Source organism: Variovorax sp. YR634, from assembly GCF_900106655.1.
In the GTDB taxonomy this organism is placed as follows: Bacteria; Pseudomonadota; Gammaproteobacteria; order Burkholderiales; family Burkholderiaceae_C; genus Variovorax.
The window spans coordinates 174,177-187,989 of sequence record NZ_FNOL01000012.1; the positions used below are offsets into that span (position 1 = coordinate 174,177).

The window sequence follows — 13,813 nt, forward strand, 5'->3', positions numbered from 1 at the left end:
CAAAGCGGGTGCCGGCCGGATGCGGTGCCGGCGCCCACTTTCGTCGCGCTACTGCACCGTGCGCGTGCTGGCCGAAGCCATGTCGGTGCCCGCCGGCCAGACGAAGGTCGCCTTGGTCGGCGCGCCCTGCAGAACGTGCAGCGGCTGCTTCAGCACCTGGCTGCCGATCCGCGCCTCGACCTCGTAGTTGCCCGGGTCCAGCCGCGCCACCATGAACGGGCCGCCCGACACCACGTTGTCGAGCAGCGCGACGCCGCTGCTGTCGCGCACCGTCACGTGCACATTGGCCGCGAAGTCGGCGCCTTTGCTGTCCTTGACAGCGAACTCGAAGGTGGCGGGCCAGCGCGGCGACACTGTCTCCATCAACTGGGCCTCGTCGCTGCCGATGCCGCCGCTCATGTACTCGACGCCGTGCGCCATGTAGATCGGCGGGTTCACCGCCGCCTGGGCCGACGAAAGCGCGCCGAGCAGAACGGCGCCGCAGAACACCGCGGCCGCCAGCGGCCGCATCGTGCGCGATGATGGAAAACGGGGGGTCATGGTCTGGATCCTTTCCTGGTCGTCGTGGCGAGAAGCCACGGTGCCACTGTGCGGCGCGTGGCTTAGGAAAGGCTGACCGGCCCGCCAGGCCGGGTAGCGGAGCGGCCGACCGCTCAGCGGGCGGCGGAAGTTTGCGCGAGAGCCTGCGTCTGCGGCAGCGCCGGCGTCACCGAAGCCATGTCGAAATTCGACGGCCAGACGAACGACGTGCGCGCCGGCATGCCGGCAATCACCACCAGCGACTGCGTCAGCGTGAGACCGCCGAGCGTCACGTTCACGTCATAGGCGCCCGGATTGAGGCGCGCCAGCATGTAGGGGCCTTGCGACTGCACGTCCATCACGACCTGGCCCGTGTATTTCTGGCGCACCTCGATCAGGGCCTTGGCCGGAAAGCCAGCCACCTGCGCGCCCTTGCCGTCGCTCACGCCGAATTCGATGGTCGCGGCCCAGCGTGGCGACACCATTTCCATGAATGCGGCTTCATCCCTGGCGGCGCCACCGCACATGTATTCGATGCCCTGCGCCACCTGGATGGGCGGGTTCGAGAACGCATGGGCCGAAGTCACGGCCCCGAGGAATGCTGCTGTACCGCCCAATACCAGCGCGGCCAGGGGCCGGCGGAGACGCGTAGGGTTCATTGCTGTGTGGTCCTCGATCTTGCGTGACGTGAAATCCGTCGAGGATTTTGCTTAGCAAGAGTCGGGCTAGATATAGCGTTTACGAGGAACGATCTTCGGATTGGAACTGAATGCTATTGTTTTCATAGCTGATGACGGCCGTGTGACGTGCGTGCGGGCTACTTTTATTAACAGACCTCACGGAAACCCTGATCTGCTGTATTTGGGGCGTTTTGGCGCGGAATTTCGCGTGCGTGCAACGGCGGACGCCTATCGCGGTGCATGGTGGCGTGCAGCGGAGATACTGCGGCTCCATGAGCACCGGCGACGACGAGCGACGAGATCCGATGCGGGAACGCCGGGAGGCGATGACCGCCTGGGAGCAAGGCCTGCGACCCAAGCCGGAGCGCCATTGGGCGTTGTGGCTGGCATTGGCGGTGCTGACGGTGTTTTTGTTCTATCTGGCAGCCGAGTGGCTGCTGACGCAGCGCGCTGTGCAGCGGCCCGATCGCTCGATGGCGACGCCCTCGCCCGCTGCACCACCCTCGGCAGCGATTGCACCCTCCGCGCCTGCGCCTTCGACCTCGCCGGGCGCGGCCACATCCGACACCTTCGAAGTGACGAAGTGCCTCGCGCCGTCAGGCAAGGCCGCCTATTCCGACGGTCCGTGCCCCGAGGGCTCGCGCGCCACCACAGTCCGCCTGCGGCGCGACGTGAACATCGCGGATGGCATGAGCCCGGAAGAGCGCGAGGCGTCGATCCGGAACAACGCAGTCATTGCCGCGCAACAGCAGCAGTACGAGCGGCAAGTGGCGCAGAACGTCGATCGCGGAATGGCCGAATGCAGCGGCCTTGCCGAGCACATCAAGTGGCTCGATGCGATCGGACGGCAATCGCAAGGCATGTACTCACACGATTGGCTTCGCGAAGAGCGGCGGCGCACGCGGGACCGGCAGTTCAGACTGGGGTGTCCTCAGTTGCGCTGAGGTTCAGCCGGGCCCCGCCACCACCGCCCCGTCCACCAACCTCACTTCCAGGCAAGCCCCGTCCGCGACCGGCCCGAACATCGCCCGCGCGACGGCGGTTACCACGTGCTGCTCGACGGCACGCTGCAACGGCCGGGCGCCGTACTTCGGGCTGAATCCCTTGTCCGCGACGAATGCCACGACCTCGGGCGAGAAGTTCAGGCGCACGCCGCGGCGCGCCAGCCCTTCGCGCTGCGCGATCGCCTGCAGTTCCTGCACCGCGATGGCCTCGATGGCCGTGCGGGAGAGCGGCGCGAACGGCACGACGCGGTCGATGCGGTTGAAGAACTCCGGCCGGAAGAACTGCCGGATGTCGTGCACCGCGCCGTCGCTCAGCGCCGGCTCGCCGAACCCCAGCGACGCGCCGTGGCGCACGCCCAGGTTGGTGGTCATCACGATCACGGTGCTGCGAAAGTCAGTCATGCGTCCGCGGCTGTCGCGCAGGCGGCCTTCGTCGAGCACCGTCAGCAGCAGGTCGAACACCGAGACATCGGCCTTCTCGATCTCGTCGAGCAGCACGACCGAGAACGGCTGCCGCCGCACGTGTTCCACCAGCTTCCCCGGTCGCTTGCCCGAGCCGATCAGGCGCGCGATCTGGAAGGCGTGCTGGAACTCGCTCATGTCGATGCGGAACAACGGGTCCGCGCCGCCGCCGGCACCGAAGAAGTAGCGCGCCAGCGCCTTGGCCGCCGCGGTCTTGCCGACGCCCGTGGGCCCGGCGAACAGCAGAGTGGCGATGGGCTTGGCGGGGTCGTTCAGCCCGGCCTTGAAGAGATAGACCACGTCTTTCAGGTGGCCGATGGCCGCGTCCTGGCCGAACAGCTTCTGTGCGAAGAAGCCGTGCACCTGCGTGTCGTCCAGCGGCTGGTCGTCGCGCAGGAAGCTCTCGGGCAGGCCGGTGCTCTTTGCGAAGTGCGCGATGGCGGCGGTCTCGGTCACGATGCCTGTTTGCCCGGCGATAGCTTCGCGCACGCAATCGCCGAAGAAGCGCACCGCCTTGCCCGGAAAGCTGTCGTAGCGCACATAGCGGCCGAGCAGCCGGTAGCCGGTGTCCAGCGCCGGCCGCTCGATCTCGATCGACAGCGTGTTCCTGGCATGGCCGGCAAAGAGGTCGAGCACGCGGCGCGCGCGCACGCTGTCCATCTCGGGCAGGCGCAGGGTTTCGAAGCAGTCGATGAATCCGGGCAGCCGCTGGCGCGCAATCTCGAGTTCACTGGGGTTGGCTTCGCCGATCAGCCGCAGCGTGCCGCGGCGCAGCGCCGGCAGCAGGTAGGCGGCCATCGATTCCTCGGGGCTCTCGCCGCCAACCTGCAGCAGGTTCACGAAGTCCGTGACCCACAGCAGGCCGTTCGACATGTCAAGCCACTCCACCGTCTGGTCGCACAGCGCCTGCCATTCGCCGAGGTACTTCGCGCGGCCGACGAGCCGCTCGGCATGGCTGCGCCAGAAGGTCGGCGGTGCGTCGCGCGCGGCCGTGAGGCGATGCGCCTTGCGGATCGCCTCGAGGATCACCACGCTCTTGCCCACGCCGGGCTCGCCGACCAGCAGCAGGTTGCCGCCGCGCGCGAGCCGCTCTGCGATCTCGTCGCTCAGGGCGCCCTGCTCCCAGGCCACTTCGGGAAACACATGCAGGCCGCGGCGCGCGCCGGTCTCGGGCAGGCGATCGGCCACGGCATCGAGTTGCGCGTAAGCCTCGCGCAGGTGGCGCGGCACGTGCTGCCTGTTCGTGGTCTTGTCGTCGCGCCGCACGTCGATCTGGTCGAGCCACGGCGCGGCGGGCATCAGGAAGCGCTGCGCTGCCTCGGGCGAGAGTCCGTCGAGGCATTCGCGGGTGTAGTGCTCGATCAGCACCGGCAGCTGCGCGTCGTCGTAGTAATAGAAGCTCTGGTCGAGCCAGGGCAGGTAGCACTTGGCGTAGCCGTCTTCCTCGTTCTCGCCGAACACGGCGGCCACGTGGAAGTCCGTTGCGCGGGGCACCGGGAAGCTTCCCTTCTCCGTGCGGTGCGCGAGGTTCACCGGCACATGCACCAGCTTGAGCCGCGCATTGTCGATGTCCGGCTCGGGCACGTAGCCGTCGCGCTCGCGTTCACGCTGCAGGGTCTCGGCCAGCGCGGCCTTCACGCGGCGGGCGTTGCGCTCGATCACCTGGAAGTCGGTGCCGAGCAGGATGCCGCAGACGGACGTGTCGTCGAGCTGCCAGCACACCAGGGGGTACGAAAGCGTGGCCATGCGGGTGCGGGTCTTTTCTTTCAGTCCTGCGCTGCGAATGTGCGGGCCGCGGCACGGCCGTCCCACAGCAGCAGGCGCCAGTCTTCTTCTGTTAGCGGGCCGCTGAACTTGCGCACGCGGCCGGAGCGCAGGTCGGTCAGGCGCCGGTGGTCGCCTGCCCGCGCGGGCTCGAGGCGGATGCGCACGATTTCTGTGGGCAGCGGCGCCGGCGCCGCATCGGGCGCGGCCTGCTCTACGGAGAGCAACCGCAACGCCAGCGGCAACGGCCGGTCGTCGCCGACGTACCAGAGGTGAATGCCGCATTCCCCGCCGAACGCGTCGCGCAGGCCGATGCCTTCAAAACAGCGCACGCCGGCGCGCGGCGACGGCAGTTCGTGCAGGTCGAGCTGCGCGATCAGCGCCGCGTAGTCGGCCCATGCCGTTTTCACCGCGGCCTCGCCGGCACCGGTCTGCAGCGGCATGATTTCCACCGCCACGCGTTCGATGCCATGCTGGCCGAGGCTGTCGGCACGGCTGGCCAACTGGTCGATCTCGAGCTGCCAGCGCACGAGTTCGGTGTCCATGCCGCGCACCGGCGACGCGCCGGCAAACAGCTGCTCGAAGAACTCCCGTATGTCCTGCTGCGCCATCAACTCGTCGAACACCTGTTGGTGACCCGTCTGGCGCCATTCGCGGGGCCGCGGCAGGCTTTGCCTGACGGTGCGTCCCGGCGCGACGCGGCGCTCCGAAAGATCCCAGCTGCGGCGTGCCAGCACCTCGCGCAGCGGGTCCAGCCGCACTTGCAGCGCACGCAACGCCAGCGCTTCGGACTCTGCCGGCGCTGCATCGAGCTGTGCGCGCAGGCGTTCGTGCAGCGCGTCGGCGACGGCTGCCAGCGCCTGGTAACCGGCGGCCGAGACGGCGTCTTCCGGCAGCGGCACCGTGCGCCGCGTGGCGTAGTCGAGCACGGTAGCGCGGGTCGTCAGGCCGCCCTCGCCGAAAGCCACGTCCAGCAACATCGGTTGGCCGCTGTGCGAAGCCGCCAGGCGCTGCGCGATGGGCTGCGTCAGCGCACGCTCTATGCCGCGCTTCAGCGCCCGCGCACCGAGCGTCTCGTCGTGCCCGAGCCGCGCCAGGTGGTCCAGCGCCTGCGCCGACACATTCAGGAAAGTCAGCCTGCGCACGAAGCCGTCGCGCGCCAGCACGCGCTCCAGCTGAAGCCGGGCGATGGCGGCAATGTCGTCCGCACCCAGCGGCGTGAAGCCGACGACCTGGTCGATGCGGTTCAGGAATTCGGGCCGGAAGAAGCGCTCGACCGCCTCGCGGTAGGTGTGCGCCACGTCGGCCTGCTGCCGCACGAAGCCGGTTTGGCGGCTCGCCGCGCTGGCGCCGAGGTTCGAGGTGAGCACGACCACGCATTGGGAGAAGTCGGTGGTGCGGCCCAGCGCATCGGTCAGCCGGCCTTCGCCGAGCACCTGCAGCAGCAGGTCGTGCACGGACGGATGGGCTTTTTCGATCTCGTCGAGCAGCAGCACGCAGGCGCGGCGCTGGCGCACGGCGGCGGTGAGCTGGCCGTCGGGACGGTAGGCGTCGCCGATCAGGCGGCCGGTCGCGTCGCCGTCGACGTATTCATTCATGTCGAAGCGCACCAGGCCGCCTTCGTCCTCGAACAGGAAGTCGGCGAGCAGCTTCGCCGCCTCGCTCTTGCCTACGCCGGTCGGTCCGATGAAGAGCAGCGACGACAGCGGCTTGCCCGGCGCCGCGAGGCCGGACTTGATCAGCGCGACCACATCGACCATCTGCGCGCGCGCCTCGGGCTGGCCGATCAGCCGTGCCGCGAAATGCGCCGCGGCTTCCGCCGGTGCCAGGCCGATCTGGCGGGAGAACAGCTTCTCGCGGAAGTGGTACGCCGCGGTGTACGCGGCCAGCACTTCGGCGCGGCCGACCTCTCCGCGCGCGTGGCGCACGGCGAGCCGTTCGAGCACGCGGATCGCGGAGCCCGGCAGCACCTCGTCGGCGGCAAAGCGGCGCTCCATCTTCAGCAGCTCGGCCACCGCGCCGGCGGCGATGCGGCACTCGTGCTGGCGCTCCAGCTCGGCGCGGCGCCAGCCGACGATGCGAATGGCCGTCTCGCGCGATGGCGGCTCGACGCGGATCACGCGGAACAGGTCGGCGAAACGGCGGTCGCGCTGCTGCACCTTCTGCCAGGCCTCGGGCGTGGCCTCGCCGATCATGGTGAAGGCACGCTTTTCGAGCAGCGGGCGCAGCACGTCGGCCAGTGTCAATGTGTTCTGCGAACTCTTGCCGATCGCCAGCAGCGCGACGAGGTTGTCGCAGTACAGATGGTCCGGCTTGGCAATGCGGAAATCGTCGCGCAAGCGGAACTGCAGGTGTTGCAGCAGCACGGCCATGCGGCGTTGCCATTGGCCGATCACGCTCATGCCGGAGATCACACGCATCGGATCGAGATGCCAGATCTTCTGCAGCTTCACGCGGTCGCGGCCGGTCTCGGAGGCCATGAATTGCCGCAGCGCGCCATGCACAAGCGCTGTCTTGCCGGCGCCGCGCGGACCCACGAGCACGATGGCTCCGGCACCGCCGTCGGGCCGGTAGATCGCGCGGCCCAGTTCCTCGATCGCGTCGTCACGCAGGATCGCCTGGGTCAGTTCGTCCGGGTAGAGATCGTTCAGGTCGACGGCGGCGCGCGCCATCTCTGTCGGCCCGTCGCCGATGCCATCGTCGCGCAGCGCGGCGCGCAGGTCGTGCTCGCTCTCGAACGGAAAGCGCCCCTGCGCCAGGTGCATCGAGATTTCGAGCTCGCCGAGTTCGTCATTGGGCGCGGCCAGGTAGCGCTGCGGGTCGAAGGCGTCGCCCCGCTCCTTGCGCTGCTCGCGGAACCAGGCCTGGATGCTGGCCACCAGCCGCTCGGTGCGCTGCGCCTTGTCGAGGTGCGATTCGCCGAGGTCGGCCACCATGCCGTCGAGCTGCGGCAGGCAGGCGTAGCGCCGTCCGCTCACTGTGAAATGGGCCGCGGCAAACGCGCCCTCGACCCAGCGGCGCCCGCTGTCGAAGCCCAGCGGAACGAGCTCGAAACGAAGTTCGGGTGCGAAGCCGAGCCACAGGCGCTCGTCGAGCGTGGCGCGCGTGCTGCGCGTGCCACGGAAGTGATGCACCACGGCCTGGCGCAGCTTGTTCAGCGCCGCTTCGTAGCGCATGGCCGTCGCATCGATTTCCGGCAGGAACAGGCAGCGCAGCCGGTAACCCGCTTCCTTGCGATGCGTGACGAAAACCGGAATGCGCAGGCTGCCGCGTCCGCTCATCAGTCGTCCTCCCCGAGCAGCATGCGGTCCATCAGTACGTCGAACTGGGCGTCGAGCGCGCGTTTCCAGGCGGGCGCATCCGGGAACGGGGTTTTCCAGTCGGTCTGCTGCGACGCCAGCACGCCTTCCCTGAGAAACCGATGCACGGGCCGGCTGTCGAAGAAATGCTGGCGGTGCACGTTGTGCGGCGTCTCGAAGCCCGAGAGCGTGCCGCTGCGAACCGAGACCCAGGCGTCGGACTTGTTGCGATCTGCGACCCAGATGCGCCAGACGCCGTTTTCCTGGCGGAAGTAGTCGAACACCGCCGGGCCCTTGAGCTCGATCTCGAAGCCCACGAGCAGGCTCTTGCGGCTCGATGCCTGCGGCCAGGGAAATTTCAGGTACGGGCTGGGCGGTGCTTCGTCATCGGTTTTTTCCTCGCGCTTTTCATCGCGTGCCTCGGTGTCGGCAGGCGGCGCGGGCTTGCGGGGCTCGTCGCCGAGCCGCACCACCTGCGAGCGGAATTCGAAACCGGCGAGTGCCGCGAGTTCGCACCACGCGTCATGCAGCATCGTGGCCAATGCCGGCGCGGCGTAGAGGCCCACGGAGCAGACGCCGCTGTCGGGCCGCACCGCATGGAATGCCTGCTGCTTGAACGCGGTGAAGCGGGCGCGCCACGCGGCGATGTCGGGCGGCGCATCGGACTCGCCGACCAGCGCGAGCAGTGCTTGCCCCTCGAGCGCCGTGATCTCGGCGAACAAGCCCTGCGCCGTCTGCTGCACGGCGCTCAGCGTGCGGGCCCGGCTGGCGGACGGCGTGCCGTCCCAATGCGGCAGGTGCGGCGCGCGCTTGCGCTTCTTTTCGTAGCGGCGGCGTTCGTCGTCGAGGCGGAACACCTGGTTCACCAGGTTCACGAAGAGCGGGCCTTCGGTGACGCGTTGCCAGTGACGGCGCGCGTCGGCCAATGCCTCTGCGGTCAGCAGCGGCGCGTTGTCGATCGGGCGCTGCAGCGGGTCGACGCGCACGCCGAGCGGCTGGCCGGCGTCGCCGGCGCCGATCCGCACGGCCAGCGGCGTGACGTAGGCATGCGGCGACAGCGCATGCGCGAGCGGCAGCAGCAATTGCCGGCGCAGCACGCGCTGCACATCGCGGGCGCCGTAGCGCTCGTCACCGGGCAGCGCGGCGAGACGGTCGGCAACGCCGTCGTCCAGCGTCATTTCGGCGCTGCGTTCGAGCAGGCCTTCCCGCTTGCGCAGCAGCGTCATCTCGCGCCCGAAGATCGGTGCGCGCTCGGCGGCCGACAACGTGGCGAAGGGAACGAGGTGGTCGATGCGATTGAACAGCTCCGGGCGCAAGGCCTGCTGCACCGCCTGCTCGAAGTGGGCGCGCGAATCGCCGCGCACCGCACCCAGGCCCATCGGCATGCGCTGCATCGCATCGGCGCCCAGGTTCGACGTCATCACCACAAAGCTGCCGCAGAAGTTGGCGGTGAGGCCGTCGCCGCCGGTCAGGCGGCCTTCTCCGAGCACCTGCAGCAGCAGGTCGAAGAAACTGGGGTGGGCCTTTTCGAGTTCGTCGAACAGCACCACGGAGAACGGCTGGCGCCGCACCGCGCCGATCAGCACGCCCTCGTCGCCGCCGAGATCGCCGAGCAGGCGCAGCACGGCGGCGGGGTCGGCGTATTCGCTCATGTCGATGCGGATCATGCGGCGCGGGTCACCGAACATGAATTCGGCCAGTGCCTTGGCCGTCTCCGTCTTGCCCACGCCGGTCGGGCCGATCAGCAGCATCGACGCGATCGGCTTGCCACCGCGCGCGAGCCCGGCCTTGGTGGCCACCAGCAGGTTCGTCACGACCGACAGTGCCTCGGGCTGGCCAAACAGGCGGCTGCGGAAGAAGCCGTCGACTTCGTCGAGCGAGAGCGGCAGCCGCGCGTCGAGCATGCGACGCGGCATGCCGGTCTCGGCGCAGAACGCGGCGAGCGCGTCGTCGCGCCCGATCACCGCGCCCTGCTGGCCGCGCACGTGCAGGATCAGTTCCTCGAAGAAGCGGATGCCCTTGCCCGGAAAGCCCGAGTAAGGCGAGAAGCGGCGCTGCAGCGCGATCAGCTCGGACACCGCATCGGGCGACACCGCGACACGGTGTTCCGCCGCGAGCGTCGCCACCGCGGCGAGCATCGTGCGCTCCTGCTCGGCCTCGGGTAGTTCGGGCAGTCGTACCGTCTGGAACAGAGCCGAGAAGCCGGGGCTGCGCAGGTCGATCTGCGAGAGCTCGGCAGGCGTGGCTTCGGCCAGCAGCATCAACTGGCCGCGCGCCAGCGGCTCGCGCAACGCATCGCCCAGGCTGACGCTGTTGCCCTGGTACTGGCCGACCTCGAACAGCTCGGCCAGATGGCCGACGTACAGCACCACTTCGCGCGCGGCCAGTTCGCGGCACAGCGTGGTCAGCGCCTGCTGCCAGCTACCGTCGCGCGTCAGGCCCTGGATGAGCCGCGCCGCGCTGGTTTCCCACGGAGAGCCGGCGGCACGGTCGCGGCGTTCGCGTGCGTATTGATGGATCAACGCCGTCTTGCCGCTGCTTTCCGCGCCGACGATCAGCACGCTGCGCGCGAACCGGCCTTCCGCCGCGCGCTGCAGCGCTGTCAGCGGCTCAGCCAGTCCGACGGCGGTGCGCGAGCCGATGCTCATCTCGTCGGCCACCGTGGGAAGCAGCGGCTTGGCGCGATCGTCCTTCAGCTTGCGCAAGGCTTCGGCGCTGTGGAACACGAGGTCGAGCGGCAACTGCGCCAACTCGACCTGTTCGAACCACTGGGCTGCTACCTGGCGACGCACGTCGGTCTGCCGGCCGGTGCGGCGGTGTTCGAGCACGATGGCCTCGCTCACGGCTTCGCGCAGGCGCTCCGCCTCGGCGAGCGCGACGATGCCCAGCGCGGGGACGTAGCCGATGCAGGGGGTGTTCGCCGGGCCGCTGGATAGAAACGCGACATGTCGGCAGCGGCGTGGCGGGTGCAGCAGCGGGTCGCTGCCACCCGGCAGGTCGACGTCGAACTCATGCCGCTCGAATTCCGGCGGGTCGCTGATCTGCACGGCTTCGAGGTAGCGGCCCTTGTCGATCAGGTGCGACTGCACTGCCTGCGTCATACGCCGCGCCATCGCATGCGCGCTGCTGCCGAGCCACGCCATCTCGGGGAAGGCCAGCGACGTGACAACGGTCTCGCCGGCCACGGTGGTCAGTTCGAAGAAGGCGAGGCTGGAGGGAATGGGAGAGGTCCTGTAGGCGCGAACGAAATTGGCGCAGATTCTGCCCTAAGGTTTTTGCAGTCCCTCGCAATGCAAAACGCCCGGCGAGCCGGGCGTTTGCGAATGGAAAAGTCTACAGGTCTTTCCAGGGTGAAAGACGTAGTTTTGTCGGAAGTCACGAAAGCTGAAAACCGCAGTGCTGATTTAAGACGTGCTTTTTTAGTTTCCGTGACCTCGATGTCAAGAGGAAATCGCTTCGCAAAACTCCGCCGTAGTGGCCACGGTCGCCTGTCTTGGAAAGATCTCGCGCAACAGGAACTCGTTCACCTTGGCATCCGGATCGGCGCACGCGTCCGACAGGACGATGACCCGATAGTCGAGGTCGTGCGCCTCGCGAACCGTGGAAAGCACAACGCCACTGGTGTGTACGCCGGCGAGCACCAGGGTCTCGATGCCCGCGCGCTGCAACTGGGCGTGAAGGTCGGTCGTCGAGAAGGCGCCCACCCGCGTCTTGCGAACAATGATGTCGCCCGGCGCGACGCCCAAATCCGGATGGACGGCAGTCGATGGGGAGTCGAGATGCATATGGGCGCCCGCCGCCTTGACGCGCGCGCCCATGGCGCTGTGCCCGGGGAAGCGCGCGAGGTCGGCCGCATCGAAAGCCACGCGCACGAAGCCCACCTTCGCGCCTCGCGAGCGCATCAACTGCTGTACCGGCATGATCTTCGCGAACAGCGGTGCCGGATCGGGAAGGAAGCCGAGAATGCCGGGCTGGTAGTCCATGACCAGCAGCGCCGATCGCTGGATGCCTGCGGCTGAAAGCCTGTTCATGGCACTGCCTGGACCTAGATGTAGAGACGCTCGAGCGCGTCCCATTGGGGTTTGCCGACGAGGCGCTGGCGCTCGGCGAAAGGGGCTACCAGCGCGGGATCTTCCTCCAGGCGTTTGTCGTCGCGCAGGGCGGTGAGCGCTTTCTGCATGCCGGCCACCGCGCCCTGCAATGCGGCGTTGGCGTAGAGCACGAAGCCGTAGCCCAGCGCGCCCAGCTCCTGCGCACCGAAGGTCGGCGTCTTGCCGCCGATCACCATGTTCATGAGCTGCGGCTTGTTCAAGCGTCGCGGCATCGCACGCACTTCGTCGGCCAGCGTCACGGCTTCGACGAACAGAATGTCGGCGCCGGCGTCGCTGAACTTCTGCGCGCGCTCGATGGCGGCCTCGAAGCCGTGCACGGCGGCCGCATCGGTGCGGGCCATGACGAGCAGGTCGCTGTCCTGCCGGGCGTCGACAGCCGCCTTGATCTTGCCGAGCATCTCGTCGGTGTCGATCACCGCCTTGCCCGAGAAGTGGCCGCAGCGCTTGGGGCTGACCTGGTCTTCGAGCTGGATGCAGTCTGCCCCCGCCCGCTCGAGCACGCGCACCGTGTGGCGCACGTTCAGCGCATTGCCGAAGCCGGTGTCGGCGTCGACCAGCAGCGGCAGATTCACCGCATCGCGGATGCGCGCCGTGTGCTCGGCGATCTCGTGCAGGCCCATGAAGGCCTGGTCGGGCAGGCCGAGGTACATGTTGGTGACGCCCGCGCCGGTGATGTAGATCGCCTCGAAGCCGAGGTCTTCGATCACGCGCGCCGACATCGCGTTGAACGCGCCCGGCACCAGCACGCCGCGGCGTGCCTCGGCCAGCCGGCGCAGGGTTTTCTTCGGAGATTCGTTGGTCGTGCTCATGGGGTTCTCAGTCTTCCTTCATGCCGGTGGCCTTCACGACGCCACCGAGCCTTGCGCGTTCCTCGTCGACGAACTTGGTGAAGCTCGCACGCGTGCCGCCGATGGGCTCGATGCCCATGTCCTTCAGGCGCTTGGCCGTCTCCGGCGACTTCATGGCTGCGTCGATCGCAGCGGCCATCTTGTCGAGGATGGCGTCGGGCGTTCCGCGCGGCGCATGCACGCCGGCCCAGTGCGCGATGCGGATCTCGGGAAAGCCTTCTTCAGTCGCCGTCGGCAGCTCGGGGTAGGCCGAGATGCGCTGCGTCCACGTGCCTGCCAGTGCCTTGAGCTTGCCGCTCTTGATGTACGGCAGCACCACGATGCTGGCCTCCGACGTCGCTTCGACCTGGTTGCCGAGCACCGCGGTGATCGACTCCGAGCCGCTTTTGTAGGGCACCACGTCGAGCTTGCTGCCGTACTTCGTCTCGAGAATGCCTTCGACGAAATGCGGCGTGCTGCCGGTGCCCGCCGTGGCCCAGTGGAAGCCGTTGCCAGCTTTCTTCGACGCGGCGACGAACTCCTTCAGATCCTTGTAGGGCGCATTGGCCGGCACCACCACCACCGAGGGCGCCAGCGCGATCATGGCCACCGGCACCAGTGCCTCGTCTTTGTAGGGCATGTTCTTCTTGATCATGCTGTTCGACACCACGCCGGCCGCGCTCACCAGGAAGGTGTAGCCGTCGGGCGCGCTCTTGGCGACCACGTCGGCGCCGAGGATGGCGCCCGCACCGGGCTTGTTGTCGATGATCACCGGCTGGCCGAGCTGCTTCGATGCTCCTTCGGCCGCGGCGCGCGCCATCAGGTCGTTGGCACCGCCCGCAGAGAACGGCACGACCAGCCGGATCGGCTTGGTAGGCCATGTTTGTGCCTGGACGCTCAGAGATAGCGTGCAAGCCAAGGCGGCGGCGGTTGCGCATGTCACTGCAGAAAGGCGACGGAAGTTCACGGTTGGCTCCTGGTTATTTGGGAAAACAAGACCACGGGGGTCTTGTCCAGGGTGCGCAAGCGCTATGCCATAGACCGGATTCGCAAGTAGTTGGATATAAGTCATTGATCCAAAAGGAATTTGTGACTTTCTTCGGTGGTTTTTCAATGCGCGATGTTTCAGATTCATTTCACTTTTGA

At 68.0% G+C, this 13,813-nt stretch carries 9 protein-coding genes; 1 reads left to right on the top strand and 8 read right to left on the bottom strand.

The window, feature by feature from the left end; genetic code table 11:
* Window positions 1-48: 48 nt before the first annotated feature.
* Both BLV60_RS20665 and BLV60_RS20670 read right to left on the bottom strand, forming a co-directional pair.
* Entirely contained in the window at window positions 49-540 is a 492-nt protein-coding gene (locus BLV60_RS20665) for a hypothetical protein (protein WP_093057145.1), read from the bottom strand.
* Between the two features lie 113 nt (window positions 541-653).
* Window positions 654-1,178, bottom strand: a complete 525-nt coding sequence (locus tag BLV60_RS20670) for a hypothetical protein (protein WP_093057146.1) — start codon at window positions 1,176-1,178, stop codon at window positions 654-656.
* Between the two features lie 293 nt (window positions 1,179-1,471).
* Here BLV60_RS20670 and BLV60_RS20675 point away from each other — a divergent pair, with 293 nt between their 5' ends.
* Window positions 1,472-2,143, top strand: coding sequence for a hypothetical protein (locus tag BLV60_RS20675; protein ID WP_143042609.1), 672 nt, complete (start codon window positions 1,472-1,474; stop codon window positions 2,141-2,143).
* A 3-nt stretch (window positions 2,144-2,146) separates the two neighbouring features.
* Here BLV60_RS20675 and BLV60_RS20680 read toward each other — a convergent pair whose 3' ends face one another.
* The 6 genes from BLV60_RS20680 to BLV60_RS20705 form a co-directional block, all read right to left on the bottom strand.
* Window positions 2,147-4,411 (bottom strand): AAA family ATPase, encoded by a 2,265-nt coding sequence (locus tag BLV60_RS20680; protein WP_176928846.1) that lies wholly within the window; start codon window positions 4,409-4,411, stop codon window positions 2,147-2,149.
* A 20-nt stretch (window positions 4,412-4,431) separates the two neighbouring features.
* Window positions 4,432-7,710, bottom strand: coding sequence for an AAA family ATPase (locus tag BLV60_RS20685; RefSeq protein WP_093057149.1), 3,279 nt, complete (start codon window positions 7,708-7,710; stop codon window positions 4,432-4,434).
* Complete coding sequence (locus BLV60_RS20690) at window positions 7,710-10,913, bottom strand: AAA family ATPase (protein ID WP_093057150.1); 3,204 nt, start codon at window positions 10,911-10,913, stop codon at window positions 7,710-7,712. The genes BLV60_RS20685 and BLV60_RS20690 overlap by 1 nt, the downstream gene beginning before the upstream one ends.
* A 255-nt stretch (window positions 10,914-11,168) precedes the next feature.
* A complete protein-coding gene (locus BLV60_RS20695; RefSeq protein WP_093057151.1) occupies window positions 11,169-11,759 on the bottom strand; it encodes a cysteine hydrolase family protein in 591 nt (196 codons plus the stop codon).
* 14 nt (window positions 11,760-11,773) lie between these two features.
* The gene (locus BLV60_RS20700) at window positions 11,774-12,649 is read right to left on the bottom strand and encodes an isocitrate lyase/PEP mutase family protein (RefSeq protein WP_093057152.1); all 876 of its coding nucleotides are present in this window, start codon (window positions 12,647-12,649) and stop codon (window positions 11,774-11,776) included.
* A 7-nt stretch (window positions 12,650-12,656) separates the two neighbouring features.
* Window positions 12,657-13,610, bottom strand: coding sequence for a tripartite tricarboxylate transporter substrate binding protein (locus BLV60_RS20705; RefSeq protein ID WP_093057153.1), 954 nt, complete (start codon window positions 13,608-13,610; stop codon window positions 12,657-12,659).
* Window positions 13,611-13,813: the final 203 nt, after the last annotated feature.